We start from the raw sequence: 15,300 nt of genomic DNA on the forward strand, positions 1-15,300 counted from the left end.
ACATGACCCACATAGACGCGGGCGCGGAGCTGGACCCCGTGCACCCGGTGGCCCTGCCCGAGAGCCGGCCGGAGGGGCTGACCGCGTCGGAGGTGGCTCAGCGGCGCTCACGGGGGCAGGTCAACGACGTACCGGTGCGCAGCAGCCGGTCACTGGGCGAGATCGTCCGCGCCAACGTCTTCACCCGGTTCAACGCGATCATCGGCGTGCTCTGGCTGATCACGCTGTTCGTCGCGCCGATCCAGGACAGCCTCTTCGGCTTCGTGATCATCGCCAACACCGGCATCGGCATCGTCCAGGAGTGGCGCGCCAAGCAGACCCTCGACTCCCTGGCCGTGATCGGGGAGGCCCGGCCGACGGTACGGCGGGACGGGGTCGCCACCGAGATCCCCACCGACGAGATCGTGCTCGACGACCTCATCGAGATCGGCCCCGGGGACAAGGTCGTCGTCGACGGGGTGTGCGCGGAGGCCGACGGGCTGGAGATCGACGAGTCGCTGCTCACCGGCGAGGCCGACCCCGTCGTCAAACGTCCCGGCGACCCGGTCATGTCCGGCAGTTTCGTGGTCGCGGGCGGCGGCGCCTTCACGGCCACCAAGGTCGGCCGCGAGGCCTACGCGGCCCAGCTGGCCGAGGAGGCCTCCCGGTTCACCCTCGTCCACTCCGAGCTGCGCACCGGCATCTCCACGATCCTCAAGTACGTCACCTGGATGATGGTCCCGGCCGCGATCGGCCTGGTTCTCACGCAGCTCGTGGTCAAGGACAACGAGCTGAAGGACGCCGTCGCCCGCACCATCGGCGGGATCGTGCCGATGGTCCCCGAGGGGCTGGTGCTCCTCACCTCCGTCGCCTTCGCCATCGGCGTCATCCGGCTGGGCCGCAAACAGTGCCTGGTGCAGGAGCTGCCGGCGATCGAGGGGCTCGCCCGGATCGACACCGTCTGCCTGGACAAGACCGGCACGCTCACCGAGGGCGGCATGGACGTCACCGGCCTCAGGCCGCTGGACGGGGCCGACGAGACGTACGTACGGCGGGTGCTGGGCGCCCTGGGCGAGTCCGACCCCCGGCCCAACGCCTCCCTCCAGGCGATCATCGACGCCTACCCGGACAGCGAGGACTGGCGGTGCGTGGAGTCGCTGCCCTTCTCCTCCGCCCGCAAGTACAGCGGGGCCGCGTTCAGCGAGGGCGACGGGGAGACCAGCACCTGGCTGCTGGGCGCCCCCGACGTCCTCCTCGCCCCCGAGGACCCGGCCCTGTCCGAGACCGAGCGCCTCAACGAGCAGGGGCTGCGGGTCCTGCTGCTGGCCCGCGCGCGCCGCGACCTGGACGATCCCGAGCCGTCCCGGGGCGCCCGCCCCACCGCCCTCGTCGTCCTGGAGCAGCGGCTGCGGCCCGACGCCTCGACGACCCTGCGCTACTTCGCGGACCAGAGCGTCCGGGCGAAGGTGATCTCCGGGGACAACGCGGTGTCGGTGGGCGCGGTCGCCGCCAAGCTGGGTCTGGACGGTACGGCGGTGGACGCGCGGCGGATGCCCGACGACCGGGCCGGGATGGCGAAGGCGCTGGACGCGGGCACCGTGTTCGGGCGGGTCACCCCGCAGCAGAAGCGGGACATGGTCGGCGCGCTCCAGTCGAACGGGCACACCGTCGCGATGACCGGCGACGGGGTGAACGACGTGCTCGCGCTCAAGGACGCCGACATCGGGGTGGCCATGGGCTCGGGTTCGGAGGCGACCCGCGCGGTGGCGCAGATCGTCCTGCTGGACAACAGCTTCGCGAGCCTGCCGTCGGTGGTGGGCGAGGGCCGCCGGGTGATCGGCAACATCACGCGCGTGGCGACCCTGTTCCTGGTGAAGACCGTCTACTCGGTGCTGCTGGCGCTGCTGGTGGTGTGCTGGCAGGTGGAGTACCCGTTCCTGCCCCGGCACCTGACCCTGCTGTCCACCCTGACCATCGGCGTCCCGGCGTTCTTCCTGGCCCTCGCCCCCAACAAGGAGCGGGCCAGACCCCACTTCGTGCGCCGGGTGATGCGGTACGCGATCCCCGGCGGGGTGGTGGCCGGGGCGGCGACCTTCCTGACGTACCTGCTCGCCCGCCACCACTACAACGGGCCGGGCGCCCTGGAGGCGGAGACCAGCGCGGCCACCCTGACCCTGTTCCTGGTCTCCATGTGGGTCCTGGCGATCATCGCCCGCCCCTACACCTGGTGGCGGGTGGTCCTGGTGGCCGCGATGGGCGCCGCGTTCCTGCTCGTCCTCGCCGTGCCGGCCCTGCAGAGCTTCTTCGCGCTCGACCTGATCGGTGTGCGGATGCCGTGGACCGCGGTGGGGGTGGCGGTGGTGGCGGCCGCCGCCCTGGAGTTCCTCTGGAAGTGGATCGACCGCCGGGCGCTGTGCTGAGCTTCGCCGTCGAGATCCGGGGCGGCTCGGGCCACGGGAAGCTGCGGGACGGCTGTGGCCGGTCACGCAGTTCCCCGCGGCCCGGGGAGTCGGCGTTGCCGCCGGTCGGCTACTGCACGTCGACGCAGGGCGCCCTTGATGCCCGAGTTGTCCGTGGCCGTCACGCTGACCTTGACGGTCACCGCGTTGGACGTGCCGATGGACACCTTGTTGTCGCCGTCCACGACGACCTTGGTGATCTTGGTGTCACCGTAGCCGCCGTCGGCCTGGGCGGCCGGTACAGCCAGGGCGGACAGGGCCAGAGCGCCGCCGACGACGGCGACAGAGGCTCGGATGCGCAGGTGTTCCCCTGCGTGCGTAGTGAGCGGGGAGCCGACCGACTCCCTGTGAGGAGACCGCGCACGCAGGGGAACGGTTGTACGGAAGTTGAAGATTCAGTGGAGGAGTTCGGGAGATCCGGTCCTCAGTCGAACCACCGGTCCCGGGCCAGTTCCTCCGTGCGGGAGGGGTCCTCCAGCAATGCGGCGACCTCGAAGCGGCGGGGCCACTGGCCCGCCGCCCAGGCCAGGCCCGCGGCGACGCCCTCCAGCGTGGCCGCGTGCAGCACCCCGTCGTCGGTCAGCCGCCAGTCGATCTCGACGCCGTCCACGACCAGTTCCTCGTGCTCGACGTACGTCCTGGGGGTACGCGGGCCGAGCAGCACCCGCACCGGATCCGGTACGTCGTGCTCCGTGCCCTCGGACGTCACCTCGCCGGTGACGGACTCGCTCAGCCGCCGCACCTGGAACAGCTCCGCCAGCTCGGCGGCCCGCGCCGGGCGAACCGGCAGCAGCGGCACCCCGGCGGTGAAGGGCAGCAGATCGGGCGAGTCGACCACGACCGCGTCGGCCGCGTCCACGACCTCCACCCGTCCGTCCACCACGGCCCGCAGCTCGTCCGGCAGCGTCACCTGGTCGGGGTCCAGCTCGGCCAGGGCGCCGTAGAGACCGTGCAGTTGGGCGGAGCCGACCGGCCGGTCCGGATCGGCGAGCCGGTCCAGCAGCTCGGCGGCGCCGCCGGGCTCGTCCAGCAGCGAGCTCACGGAGGTCCGCACGCCGAGCGCCCGCAGCACCTGCTCGTCCTCGAACCCGGTGGCGTCGGCCTCGTCGTACAGCCCGCGCAGCAGCGGGTCCCCGCCGGCGGCGAGCAGACCGGCCGGGCGCCGGCCGTCCAGCACCGGGTGCCCGCGCAGCCACCACGCGGTGTACGGCCGCACGGTGTCGTGGGTGCCGTCGTGCAGCAGGATGCGCACCGGCTGGGTGAGGGCGTCGCGCAGCGGCGGCCGGGCGAGCAGCGACAGGGCCTCGGGCCAGTGGTCGTCGTCCACCAGGTCCAGGTCGCGGACCGCGACGAGTTCCGTGGCGACCGGGGGCACCGGGCTCTCCGGGAACCGGTCGAGGACGTCCTCGGACCACACGTCAACGGCGTCCAGCAGGCCCGCGTCGTCCGGCTCGGCGAAGTCGCCCTCTCGGGGCTCCAGTTCGTCCGGGTCGAGGACGACGTCGGTGGCCCGCACGAGGGCGAAGTCGGCGAGCACCCCGCACGCGGTCAGCGGCTGCTCGCCCCACTTCTCGGCCAGTTCGGCGTCCACCGCGGCCAGTTCGCCCTCGCGGATCACGCGGGCGAAGGGGCTGCCGGGGTAGACCAGTTCGCCGGCGGGGGCGAGTTCGCCGTCCTCGTCGGGCAGGGCCAGGGCGCCCAGCCAGGGCTCCTCACCGGGTTCGAGGGCCGCGTCCCGCACCAGCCCTAGGACGGTGTCGGCCAGCTCCTCGGCGTCCGGCGCGTCCTCCTCCCAGGCGATGCCGCCCTCGTCGTCCAGGGAGGCGGCGACGGCGGCCCGGACCTGCGGGGTGGTCAGCACCGCGCGCGGCGTCGCGGGCAACGCGCCCAGCTTCTCCAGCAGCGGGTGCGCGGCGTCCGGGTGGGCGACCTTCAGCCCGAGCCGCCCGAGGACGTCCGGGTCGATGCGGGCGCCGTCCGGGGTGGGCAGCAGCACCTGCCGGGGCCCGATCGTGGTGCGGCCGTCGGCGAGGGGCACCGGAAGCCCGGACAGCCGGTCGGGATCGACCCCGGCGAGGCTGTCGTAGAGGCGCCACCACCAGTCGGGGTCCTTCTCCAGACCGGCGAGCCGGTCGACGGCGTCCGCGAGCGGCAGCCGGGCGACACCGAGGGTGCGCAGCTCCACCCGCCGCTCCAGCCCGGCGGGCAGCAGCGTGGGCAGTACCTCGGCGAGCACCCGTACGGTGGCCGCGCCGGCGCCCTCCACGACCTCGGCGTCCCTCGGCCGCAGCGCCTCCGGCAACTCCTCCTCGTCCCTGGCCTCGATGGCGGGCGGCAGGAAGGCGGTGCGCGGCAGCCGCTCCAGGACCGCCTGCCGCAGCGCTCCGTCCAGCTCGCCCTTGCCGAGCGGTCCGGGCACCAGGTCGATGGCGCCGTCCGTCACCGGCCTCCAGCCGGCCAGCAGTTCGGCGTAGGCGTCGGCCGCGCGCTGCACCAGGAAGTCGGTGAGCGGGCCGGGCGCCGCGTGCCGGCGGGTGGTGTCGAGGGGGAAGGACGCGATGAGCAGGGCGGGGACGCCGAGGGGCTCGTCGCTGGGCGTGGGCGCGTGCACCACGGGGGTGGTACGCGGCCGCACCGGCCGCCCGGCCTCGTCCTCCGGTACGGCCCAGGTCACCGACCAGTGCGGACGCAGGCGTTCCTCCACCGGCCGGTCGGCGAGCAGGTCCGGGGTGAGCGGGCCGTGCGCGAGGGCGGTACGCCACCGGGTGGTCCCGTCCCGTGAGTCCGCCACGACGGTGACGGCGCCCTCGGTGTGCCGCCGGAGGGTGCGCGGCGCCGTGTCGCCGACCTCGACGACGACCTCCGTCAGGCCGGGCAGGGCGAGGAGCAGGGCGTCGTCGACGGTGTCGAGCAGCCGCTCGGCGAGGTCGGCGGCGGCCGTGTCCCGCAGGGGCAGGATGACGGCGGTGTCGTACGGCTCCGGAGCCGACCCCTCGGCCGGGAAGGGCAGCCGCAGCAGCGGGACATGGCCGTCCCGGCGGCGGATCTCGTCACCGAGGCCGGGGCTGTGCCGGGCGGTTCCGGCGGCCAGCTCCCGCCCCTCGGCCAGGGACCAGCGGACCCCGCCGTGACGGCCGACGATCGCGGGTTCGTCGGTGACGGAGAGTACGGCGGCGAAACCGACACCGAACCGGCCGACGGCGCCCTGCGTGGTCTCCGCGTCCCGTTTGGCGGAGGCGCGCAGCGTGGACAGCGACTCGACACCGGTCGCGTCCAGCGGGGCACCGGTGTTAGCGGCGACCAGCACGCCGTCGCGGAGGGTGAGCCGCAACCGTCCTGGCACCTTCGCCCGCGCGGCGGCGTCGGCCGCGTTCTGGGCCAGCTCCACCACGAGGCGGTCCCGGTAGCCGCCGAGGACCAGGTCCTCCTCGGCGTTGGCGTCCTCACGGAACCGTGCGGGGCTCGTGACCCAGGCGTCGAGGACACCGCGGCGCAGACGGGCGGTGCCGAAGGGGTCGGCGCCCTCGGCCGCCGGCCGCACGAACTTGCTGCTCACGTTCACTCTCCTCATCGACGTGAGGAGAAGGTACCGCCCGACCGGGGAGGAGACCGACGGGCGTCAACCGCGGGAGGCGTGACCGAGGAAGGCGGTCCAGGCGTCCGGGGCGACGCCGAGGCGGGGGCCGTCGGTCTGCTTGGAGTCGCGGACGTGGACGGTGGCGGGGGCGGCGGCCTCCCAGTCCAGGGCCACTTCCACGCAGGAGTCGCCCTCGGGGCCGTCGCTGTAGCTGCTCTTGAACCAGCGGATCATGTCTCTCCCAGCAGGTGCTCGATGAAGGCCAGCGACTCCTTGGGGGAGAGCGCCTGCGCCCGGATGGTGCTGAACCGAAGCTCAAGGATGCGGAGCTGTTTCGGATCGGAGATCGGGCGGCCGTTGTACGCCCCGTCCGAGCGTCCCACCACCGTTCCGTCGCCGAACTTCAACACCTCGATCTTGCCGCTCAGTCCGGGATGGGCGCCCGAGTCGGTCGGCATCACCTGCACGGTGACATTGCGCAGTTGCGCGACACCAAGCAGGTGTTCGAGTTGCTGACGCCACACCATTGTGCCTCCGACCTGTCGGCGTAGCGTCACCTCTTCCTGCACGAAGCTGAGCGCCGGAGCCGGACTTCGCTCGAAGATGGCCTTGCGCGCCATGCGTGCGGCCACCAGCCGCTCCAACTCGGCTTCCGTGTAAGCGGACTGCGACACCTCGAAGAGGGCTCGCGCATGCTCGGGCGTCTGCAGCAGGCCGTGGACGCTGAGGCCGACGTACGCGCCGTACTCGACGGCTCTGGCCTCCAGCTCGGCCAGTTCCCGGACCTTCTTCGGATAGCGGACCTTCTCCACGTCCTCCTTCATCGCGGCCAGCAGCCCGCCCGCTTGAAGCACCCTGTCCGCCTTGTCCAGGTACTCGGGCCGCGGGATCCGCTTGCCGGACTCCACCTTGTAGACCATGTCCTCGCCGTAGCCGACGGCCCTGCCGAAGTCGGCCGCACGCATCCCGGACGCCTCACGGCGCAGCCTCAGCTGGCGCCCCACCGTGGCGACGACGGCCACACCCCAGTCGTCGTCCGGGTCGACCTCCCAGCCCGGCTCCTCTTCCCCGTCCACACCGCACCCCCTGCCGACAGCCCGGACACGGCCGGACAGGCCCCGGACAGTCACCGTACGCAACCGTCATGTCACTGGTCACGGTAGGCAGCCGCGGCCACGCTGAGCGATGTGAATCAGGAAATCTCCACCCGCGTACCGAACTTCACGGTGCGGCTGTCCCCCACGCCCCTCGGCGCGCGTCTCGCCCGGCTGCTGGCCACGGAGCGACTGCGGACCTGGGGGCTGCCGCCTGACCCGGCGGCACTCGTCGTGGCCGAGCTCGCCGCCAACGCGGTCGTGCACGGCCGGGTCACGGGCCGGGACTTCCGCCTGACGCTCTATGCCGTCGCCGGCACCCTCCGTATCGAGGTGACCGACACCCGCGGCGACCGGCTCCCCCCGCCCGGCGCTCCCCGCGCCGGACGCCGAGGGCGGCCGGGGTCTGCTGCTCGTGGAGGCGCTCGCCGACCGCTGGGGCACCGCGCCGGGGCCGCCGCCGCGCAAGACGGTGTGGGCGGAGGTGAGCTGCGCACCGGTGCCCCGGGGACCCGGGCCCCGGGGCGACGCCCCTCGGTGACGGGACGGGGCTAGCTAGGAGTGCCCGAGCTCCGCCGTCTCCTCGTCGCCGACCTCGGGGACGGAACCCGAGTCGCGCGCGGGGCGGAGGGGGAAGGGGTCGACCCTCGTCTCGTCGATGACCGGCGCGGCCGGCTGCGGCGGCTTGGGCATGACGGCCGCCTCGGAGTGGGCGCCGCAGCCGTAGGCCAGGGAGACCACCCGGCCGTCGGCCGGGGAGAACTCGTTCGCGCAGATACCGAAGGCCTGGCCCAGGGTGCCGCCGATCGGGGTGAGGAAGCCACAGCTCGCGCAGGTGGCCGGGGCCGCCTGCGCCATCGGAGTCTGCGCACCGAACGACTCGTCCCAGCGGTCCGCGGCGGTGTGCAGGCCGTAGCGGGAGAGGACCCGGGCGCGGCGCATGCCGAGTTCCTCGGCCACCGAGGCGATCGAGCCACGGGTGGGCGTCGTGGGCTGGACGGCTGGGGTGCCGGACGTGACGTCGGCGTCCTCCGCCTCGGCCAGCTCCGCCATCTCCTCGGACACCGCCGCGTTCGGCTGCGGCTCGTCCTCGCCCGTGTAGCCCGGCTCCAGGCGCAGGTCGTCCTGGTCGGTGGGGAGCAGGTCGCCGGGGCCGAGGTCGCCGGGGCGCAGCCGCTCGCTCCACGGCACCCACTCGGGGGCGAGGAGCGCGTCGGGGCCGGGCAGCAGGACGACCTCGTCGAGCGTGACGATCTTCGCGCGGGAGGCGCGGGCGACCGTCACCGCCCAGCGCCAGCCCCGGTAGCCCATTTCCTTGCACTCGAAGAAGTGCGTGACAACGCGGTCACCCTCGGACACCAATCCGGAGTGCTCGCCGACCACGCCGGGTGCGGCGGCCTCCTCGGCGGCGGCGCGTGCGAGGTCGACGGCCTCGGCGCACAGGCGGTCGGGGGTGCGGCTTCGCGTGGTCGCTGCGCTCACAGGTATCGCTTCTCTCCTACGCCGTCTCGTCGAGTGCGGCTGCCTCCGGCGGGTTGGCCGACGGAGCGGACCTGGGGACCGCATCGACGTCTGCTTCCGCGCACTCGGGCGCACCTCTGCCACCCATTCTGCGTTATGGCTGAGATACGCACGCTACACCGAACGAGATTCGTTACCGCTACGCGGCAGGTTTTCGGAGCGATCGGCCGACGCCCCGGCCGACGCGCGCGGCCGCGCGGCGCCCGCTCCGGTCCGCCCTGCGGGCCCGGAACAGGCCGGATCATGGGCCCGGTTCGCCGCCACGCCTGACGTAACGGCACTATCCGCCGCATTCTCGGGGCACTATGAACGTCGTGGCAGCCGCGGACAAGGCGAGTGATCGTGGCGGCGGTGCGGGCCGGGTGGGTGGTGCCGTCCGCTCGGTCGGCCGCGCCCTGCACTTTCCCGTCACCGGCGCCGCCCGGGGGATCCGCAAGGCCACCCACGCCCACGGCGCCGGCGAGTCGGGGCTGGGCAAGCTGATCGAGTTGCACGCGGTGAACGGCGCGGGGGACGTGATGGTCACCGTGGCGCTCGCGTCCACGGTGTTCTTCTCCGTGCCGACCGACGAGGCCCGCGGGCGCGTCGCGCTCTACCTGGCCATCACGATGGCCCCCTTCACCGTCCTCGCCCCCGTCATCGGCCCCCTCCTGGACCGGCTGCCGCACGGGCGGCGCGCCGCCATGGCCGGGGCGATGCTGGCCCGGGCGCTGCTCGCGCTGATCATCTCGGGGGCCGTGGCCACCGGAAGCCTGGAGCTGTATCCCGCCGCGCTGGGCGTGCTCGTGGCGTCCAAGGCCTACGGGGTGGTCCGCAGCGCCGTGGTGCCGCGGCTGCTGCCGCCCACGTTCTCGCTGGTGAAGGCGAACTCCCGGGTGACCCTGGCCGGGCTGCTGGCCACCGGTGCCGCCGCGCCGATCGCCGCGGGGCTGCACGCCCTCGGCGATCCCTGGCCGCTGTACGGCGCCTTCGTGATCTTCGTCGCGGGCACGTTCCTGTCGTTCACCCTGCCGCCGAAGGTGGACTCGGCCAAGGGCGAGGACGTGGCGCTGCTCGCGGCCGACGAGCAGCATCTGCACGGGCCGGACCGCAAGCGGACCAAGCGCCCGGGGCTGCGGACCGTGGGGCCGGCGGTCACCCACGCGCTCGGCGCCAACGCGTCCCTGCGCTGCCTGTCCGGCTTCCTGATCTTCTTCCTCGCCTTCCTGCTGCGGGAGCACCCGCTGACCGGGGAGAGCGCGGCGGTCTCGCTGGGGATAGTCGGCGTCTCGGCCGGTGCGGGGAACGCGCTGGGCACGGCGGTGGGCGCGTGGCTGCGGTCGCGGGCCCCGGAGGTCATCATCGTGACGGTCGTCGCGGTGGTGCTGGGGACGGCGGTCGTGGCCGCCCTGTTCTTCGGGGCGCTGCTGGTGGCCTGCCTCGCGGCGGTCGCCGGGTTCGCGCAGGCACTGGCCAAGCTGGCACTGGACGCGCTGATCCAGCGGGACGTGCCGGAACTGGTGCGCACCTCGGCGTTCGCCCGCTCGGAGACGCTGCTCCAGATGGCCTGGGTGTTCGGCGGGGCGGTCGGCATCGTGATGCCTCTCAACGGCACCGTCGGGCTGCTGACCGGCGCCGCGTTCGTGGCCGTCGGCTGGCTGACCACCCTGAAGGGGCTGCTCGCCTCGGCACGGCACGGCGGCCGGGCCCGGGCCCGGGTGGCGTAACGAACCGGCCGTGTTCCGCCCGTTACGGGCACGCCTGGCGTAACGAACCGGGCACGCCGCACCCCACGTGGGCGGTCGGCTGTGGGCGCCCGATAGCCTTCGGCCATGACCACGCTGCAATCCGTTGTGCGACGCCGCCGCGCCGTCGCCGCCGCCGGCGCCGTTTCCGCCGGACTGCTCGTTCTGTCGGCCTGCGACAAGCCGACGCCCGTCGCGACGGTCACCGTCGGGCGGAGTTCGGTCAGCTCGGAGGCCCTCTGCTACAACGACGGCAAGACGCTGGACGCCAAGTCGCTGGCGAAGTGCGCCAAGAAGGCCGGCGACGTCGAGACGATCAAGGTGGACACCGACGACACGGTCCGCTTCGGGGTCGACCCGAAGATCGCGGACGGTGGCTGGACGATCCTGGTGAACGGCCGCCAGTTCACCGACACCAGCAAGAAGACCTACCGCACCATCCCGGGCAGCGCGTTCTTCAACGCGCAGTACGGCACCCAGGGCACCACCAACACCGTCTCGATCCAGCAGGGCGAGAAGGGTCTGTGGTCCTTCAAGCTGAAGAAGGCCTGATCCCCACGTCCGTACGCATGCTCGTGGCCACTGCGGTTCCCGCCGAACGGGACGCGGTGGCACGGGCGTTTCCGGGGCCGGCCGAGGACGTGCGGCTGCCGGGCGCCCTGCTCCGCCGCACGGGCGCGCGCTGTGACCTGCTCGCCGCCGGCGTCGGACCGGCCCTCGCCGCCGCCTCCACCGCCGGCGCCCTCACCGCCGCCGCACTGGACGGGAGACCGTACGGCCTGGTCGTCTCGGCCGGGATCGGCGGTGGTTTCCCGCCCGCGGCGCCCCTCGGCTCGCTCGTCGTCGCCGACGCGATCACCGCGGCCGATCTGGGCGCCGAGACCGCCGACGGCTTCCTCCCGGTCACCGAGCTCGGCTTCGGGACCGTGACCCACCGGCCGCCGGAATCACTCGTACGAGTCGTGTCCGGGGCACTCGGCGCCCCGGCCGGGACCGTCCTGACCGTCTCCACCGTCACCGGCACCGCCGCCCGCGCCGCCGAACTGCGGGCCCGGCACCCCCGGGCGCTCGCCGAGGGCATGGAGGGCTTCGGCGTGGCGGAGGCCGCCGCCGCGCACGGGGTGCCCGTGCTGGAGATCCGCGCGGTCTCCAATCCGGTCGGCCCGCGCGACCGCGCCGCCTGGCGCATCGGCGACGCCCTCACCGCCCTCGCCGAGGCCTTCGGGAAGCTCGCCCCCGTGTTCGAGAGTTGGAACCCGCATGACGACCAATGAGCAGCAGCCGCTGCGGATCGCTTACTCCCCCTGCCCGAACGACACCTTCGTCTTCGACGCCCTCGCCCACGGCCGGGTCGACGGCGGCCCGGCGCTGGACGTGACGTTCGCCGACATCGACATCACCAACGGCATGGCCGAGCGCGGCGAGTTCGACGTGCTGAAGGTGTCGTACGCCGTCCTGCCGTACGTCCTCGACGAGTACGCGCTGCTGCCGTGCGGCGGGGCGCTGGGCCGCGGCTGCGGGCCGCTGGTGCTCACCCGGGAGCCGGCCGCGGACCTCACCGGGTGCCGGGTCGCGGTGCCGAGCGAGAAGTCGACCGCCTATCTGCTGTTCCGCCTCTGGGCCGCGGACACGCTGCCGGGCGGGGTCGGCGAGATCGTCGTCATGCCGTTCCACGAGATCATGCCGGCCGTGCGGGACGGCAAGGTGGACGCCGGACTGGTCATCCACGAGGCCCGGTTCACCTACCAGAACTACGGGCTGCACAAGCTCGCGGACATGGGCGAGCACTGGGAGCTCACCACCGGGCTGCCGATCCCGCTGGGCGCGATCATCGCCAAGCGGTCGCTGGGCGCGGACGCGCTGCGCCGGCTCGCCGACTCCGTCCGCGACTCCGTGCGGGCCGCCTGGGACGACCCGGAGGCGTCCCGGCCGTACGTCATGGCGCACGCGCAGGAGATGGACCCGGCCGTCGCCGACCAGCACATCGGCCTGTACGTCAACGAGTTCACCGCCGCCCTCGGCGAGGACGGCTACGCGGCGATCCGCGGCCTGCTCACCCGAGCGGCGGCCGAGGGACTCGTCCCGGCGCTCGGCCCGCAGGCGCTCGCGTTCCCCTGAGAGGGGTGCGCACAGACGTCGGCCGAGGGGCTCTCACCGCCCCTCGGCCGAGATGCGCTCGCCGATGTCCCGATGCGGGCTCAGACGTCCAACTGGTCGGCGACCGCGCGGAGCAGGCCGGCGATCTTCTTGCCCGAGGTCTTCTCGGGGTAGCGGCCCTTCTCCAGCATCGGCGTGATGTTCTCGAGAAGGGTCGTCAGGTCCTGCACGATCGAGGCCAGCTCGTCCGGCTTCTTGCGCTGGGCGGCCGCCACCGAGGGCGTCGGGTCGAGCACGGTCACCGAGAGCGCCTGGTCGCCGCGCTGACCGGCGACGACGCCGAACTCCACGCGCTGTCCCGGCTTGAGCGCATCGACGCCGGCGGGGAGAACCGAGGAATGGACGAAGACGTCACCGCCGTCGTCGCGGGAGAGAAAGCCGAAGCCCTTCTCACTGTTGAACCACTTGACCTTGCCGGTAGGCACGTCTGTCCTCGTCCTCGTACTCGTCGGGAAAACTACTTCGGAAACGGCTCTTGATAGCACTGGGGCGGGTCCACCATGACCCGCCGAAACCAAGCGCTACCAAGGCTAATGGTCTTCGGGCGGGTGACAAGACGTCCCCCGGTTGTTCTCTCGCGCAGGGAACTACCCTGGTCCGGTGCGTGACAAAACCCCAACGAATTCCGCCGCGCCCGGAGACGGACTGATCCGTGCCGGCGCCATCGTCTTCTTCCTCGGAGCCTTGGCCACCCTCGTCACGGTGGCCCCGCTGTTCCTCGGGGCGAAGCCTTTTCCGACCTACATGTTCGGTCTGAGCATGCTCATGGCCGTCGGTTTTCTCGTCGCCGGCGCGGGCGTCCTGCGGTCGATCGCCGCGGGCAGGCGTCAGGCGCGGGGCGCGTCCCGGTAACCGGCCAGCCAGGCCGGGAACGCGGCGAGGTCGTCCAGCACCACGTCCGCGCCGGCGGCGCGCAGTTCGTCGGCGGGGCAGGGGCCGGTCGCCACGGCCACCGACAGGGCTCCCGCCGTGCGGGCTCCTCGCACGTCACCGGTGTGGTCGCCGACGTAGACGCTCGCGCCGTACTCGCGCAGTGCCTGTGCCTTCCGTTCCGCCCACAGGTCGCCGACGACCACGTCCGGCTCGATGCCCAGGTGGGCCAGGTGCAGCTTGGCGTTCGGCTCGTACTTCGCGGTGACCACCATCGTGCGGCCGCCGGCCGCCCGGACCGCGTCCATCGCCTCGCGGGCGCCGGCCATCGCGGGGCTCGCGGCGACGGCGATCGACGGGTACATCTCCCGATACAGGTCGGCCATGGCGGGCACCTGTTCGGCCGGGAACCAGTTGACGAGCTCCTCCGCGAGCGGCGGCCCGAGCCGGGTCACCGCGAGATCGGCGTCGATGTACGCACCTGTCCGCTCCGACAGCGCCAGATAGCAGGCACGGATGCCCGGCCGGGAGTCTATGAGGGTCATGTCGAGGTCGAAGCCGATGGTGAGAGCCATGGGCGCCATTGTGCCGGGTGGCTCCGCCGGTTCAGCGGTTGGTGCGGTGCGCTTTCGGGTTGCGGTGCGCTTTCGGGTGCGGGTCCGCTGTGGCCGGTCGCGCAGTTCCCCGCGCCCCTGGGTGGGAACGGCTGGGGTCTGCCTGGGGGGTGCCGGAGGGGCGCGGGCGGATGTTCGGTGCGGGTGCGTCGCGGCCGGTCGCGCAGTTCCCCGCGCCCCTGGGTGCGGCACCGGTGTCGCAGGCAGTCACCTGGTCCGTTGTGAGCGCCAGGCCAGGTAGAGGGCCGAGGTGAGGGCCGCTCCTCTGACCACCCAGGGCCAGGTGCCGGAGATCGCGTCCGCCATGTGGTCCTGGCCGATCGGCTCGCCCCAGCGGCCGTTCTGCCTGCCCCACAGCCACACCAGCCCGCCCGCGACGGCGGTGCCGGGGATGACCATCACGGCCGTCTTCGTCTCGGCCGCGCTCAGCCTCCTCGAGCCGTACGCGATCACCCAGCCGAGCAGCAGGGCGAACCAGTTCCCGAGCACCGCTCCGGCGACCAGCGCGGCGGCGGCCAGCAGCAGGAGGGGGTTGGACCAGCCGGCGGCCGGGCCGGGCAGGAGCCGGCGGGCGGGAGCCTCCGCGTCCGGGGTCCGGCGGGAGAACAGACGGCGGCGCGGCGCGGGCGCGGCGACGGCGTCCGCTTCCGGCGCGGCCTCCGTCACCGGCTCCGTCTCCTTCGGCGGCCGTTTCAGCAGTTCGGGGATCTCCACACCGCCGACGAACCCCGGCACCGCGTCGGCCTCCGCGAGCGGACCGCCGGCGGGGCCGCCGAAGGGCCCGGATCCCACGCGCCACCAGTCCGGCGGGGCCACGCCGTCCCCCAGTTCGTGCGCGGCGGCGAGGTGCGGCGGGGACGCGGCGTCACGCGGGGCGGCGGGGGTCTCCGGCACGGCGGGACGCGGGCGCGGCACGACCCGGCGCAACCCCTTCGGCCGCTCCTTCCCCGCCCCCTCGTGCCCCTCCGGCCTCCGGTCCCCGGGCGCCGGCTGGACGGGCACGGCGGCGGGCGGCCGCGGACCGGGCCCGGTGGCCGCCGAACCGCCCGCGGCCTCCACGACGTCGACCGGACTGCCCAGGTGGTCCAGGATGCGGCGGACGGCGGCCGGTGAGTCCACGGCCGCCCGGGCCCGGCGCCGGTCGATCTCGTCGCGCAGCTCCGACACGAGGCGCATGCGCGTGGCCGACGGAAGCTGCCGCTGGTGGGCGACGTCCCCGACACGGCTCAGATACTCGTAGACGACCTGGTCGCTCTCGATCCCCACGGAACCCCTCCGGGGTGCGCCGACTGGTAACCCCGGGGA

13 protein-coding genes and 2 pseudogenes are annotated in these 15,300 nt (G+C 73.5%); 7 read left to right on the forward strand and 8 right to left on the reverse strand.

What is annotated here, in order from left to right; all coding sequences use genetic code 11:
- Nucleotides 1–2 precede the first annotated feature (2 nt).
- Nucleotides 3–2,399, forward strand: coding sequence for an HAD-IC family P-type ATPase (locus BLW57_RS18030; RefSeq protein ID WP_093475798.1), 2,397 nt, complete (start codon nt 3–5; stop codon nt 2,397–2,399).
- Between the two features lie 128 nt (nt 2,400–2,527).
- Here the strand turns inward: BLW57_RS18030 and BLW57_RS18035 are convergent.
- The 4 genes and pseudogenes from BLW57_RS18035 to BLW57_RS18050 form a co-directional block, all read right to left on the reverse strand.
- Nucleotides 2,528–2,740, reverse strand: a pseudogene (locus BLW57_RS18035) (calcium-binding protein); the annotation flags it as partial.
- Between the two features lie 122 nt (nt 2,741–2,862).
- Nucleotides 2,863–6,009 (reverse strand): sacsin N-terminal ATP-binding-like domain-containing protein, encoded by a 3,147-nt coding sequence (locus tag BLW57_RS18040; protein WP_093475799.1) that lies wholly within the window; start codon nt 6,007–6,009, stop codon nt 2,863–2,865.
- A 48-nt stretch (nt 6,010–6,057) separates the two neighbouring features.
- On the reverse strand, nt 6,058–6,249 hold the full coding sequence (locus tag BLW57_RS18045; protein WP_093475801.1) for a DUF397 domain-containing protein: 192 nt from the start codon (nt 6,247–6,249) through the stop codon (nt 6,058–6,060).
- Nucleotides 6,246–7,091 (reverse strand): helix-turn-helix domain-containing protein, encoded by an 846-nt coding sequence (locus BLW57_RS18050; RefSeq protein WP_256339510.1) that lies wholly within the window; start codon nt 7,089–7,091, stop codon nt 6,246–6,248. Before BLW57_RS18050 ends, BLW57_RS18045 begins: the two co-directional genes overlap by 4 nt.
- Nucleotides 7,092–7,202: 111 nt before the next feature.
- Here BLW57_RS18050 and BLW57_RS18055 point away from each other — a divergent pair.
- Nucleotides 7,203–7,650, forward strand: a pseudogene (locus tag BLW57_RS18055) (ATP-binding protein).
- A gap of 14 nt (nt 7,651–7,664) precedes the next feature.
- Here BLW57_RS18055 and BLW57_RS18060 read toward each other — a convergent pair.
- Nucleotides 7,665–8,591, reverse strand: coding sequence for a DUF3027 domain-containing protein (locus BLW57_RS18060; protein WP_093475802.1), 927 nt, complete (start codon nt 8,589–8,591; stop codon nt 7,665–7,667).
- 344 nt (nt 8,592–8,935) lie between these two features.
- Here BLW57_RS18060 and BLW57_RS18065 point away from each other — a divergent pair, with 344 nt between their 5' ends.
- From BLW57_RS18065 to BLW57_RS18080, 4 genes are all read left to right on the forward strand, one after another.
- Complete coding sequence (locus BLW57_RS18065) at nt 8,936–10,336, forward strand: MFS transporter (protein ID WP_256339511.1); 1,401 nt, start codon at nt 8,936–8,938, stop codon at nt 10,334–10,336.
- Between the two features lie 105 nt (nt 10,337–10,441).
- Nucleotides 10,442–10,906: a DUF2771 domain-containing protein gene (locus BLW57_RS18070; protein ID WP_093475805.1), complete on the forward strand. Its 465-nt coding sequence runs from the start codon at nt 10,442–10,444 to the stop codon at nt 10,904–10,906.
- Between the two features lie 17 nt (nt 10,907–10,923).
- Nucleotides 10,924–11,628 carry a futalosine hydrolase gene (locus BLW57_RS18075; protein WP_093475807.1) on the forward strand — a complete coding sequence of 235 codons (705 nt, stop codon included), beginning with the start codon at nt 10,924–10,926 and terminating at the stop codon, nt 11,626–11,628.
- Nucleotides 11,615–12,472, forward strand: a complete 858-nt coding sequence (locus BLW57_RS18080) for a 1,4-dihydroxy-6-naphtoate synthase (protein WP_093475808.1) — start codon at nt 11,615–11,617, stop codon at nt 12,470–12,472. The genes BLW57_RS18075 and BLW57_RS18080 overlap by 14 nt, the downstream gene beginning before the upstream one ends.
- A gap of 80 nt (nt 12,473–12,552) precedes the next feature.
- Here the strand turns inward: BLW57_RS18080 and BLW57_RS42895 are convergent, their stop codons facing one another.
- Nucleotides 12,553–12,936: a cold-shock protein gene (locus BLW57_RS42895; RefSeq protein WP_067009872.1), complete on the reverse strand. Its 384-nt coding sequence runs from the start codon at nt 12,934–12,936 to the stop codon at nt 12,553–12,555.
- 175 nt (nt 12,937–13,111) lie between these two features.
- On the opposite strand from BLW57_RS42895, the gene BLW57_RS18090 reads away from it, so the two are divergent.
- Nucleotides 13,112–13,363, forward strand: a complete 252-nt coding sequence (locus tag BLW57_RS18090) for a hypothetical protein (protein ID WP_093475810.1) — start codon at nt 13,112–13,114, stop codon at nt 13,361–13,363.
- On the opposite strand, the gene BLW57_RS18095 is transcribed toward BLW57_RS18090, so the two are convergent.
- Nucleotides 13,339–13,965 (reverse strand): HAD family hydrolase, encoded by a 627-nt coding sequence (locus BLW57_RS18095; RefSeq protein WP_073888072.1) that lies wholly within the window; start codon nt 13,963–13,965, stop codon nt 13,339–13,341. The genes BLW57_RS18090 and BLW57_RS18095 overlap by 25 nt on opposite strands.
- Nucleotides 13,966–14,202: 237 nt before the next feature.
- Nucleotides 14,203–15,261 carry a hypothetical protein gene (locus BLW57_RS18100; RefSeq protein WP_093475811.1) on the reverse strand — a complete coding sequence of 353 codons (1,059 nt, stop codon included), beginning with the start codon at nt 15,259–15,261 and terminating at the stop codon, nt 14,203–14,205.
- Nucleotides 15,262–15,300: the final 39 nt, after the last annotated feature.

The organism is Streptomyces sp. 1222.5, assembly GCF_900105245.1.
Taxonomy (GTDB): domain Bacteria; phylum Actinomycetota; class Actinomycetes; order Streptomycetales; family Streptomycetaceae; genus Streptomyces; species Streptomyces albidocamelliae.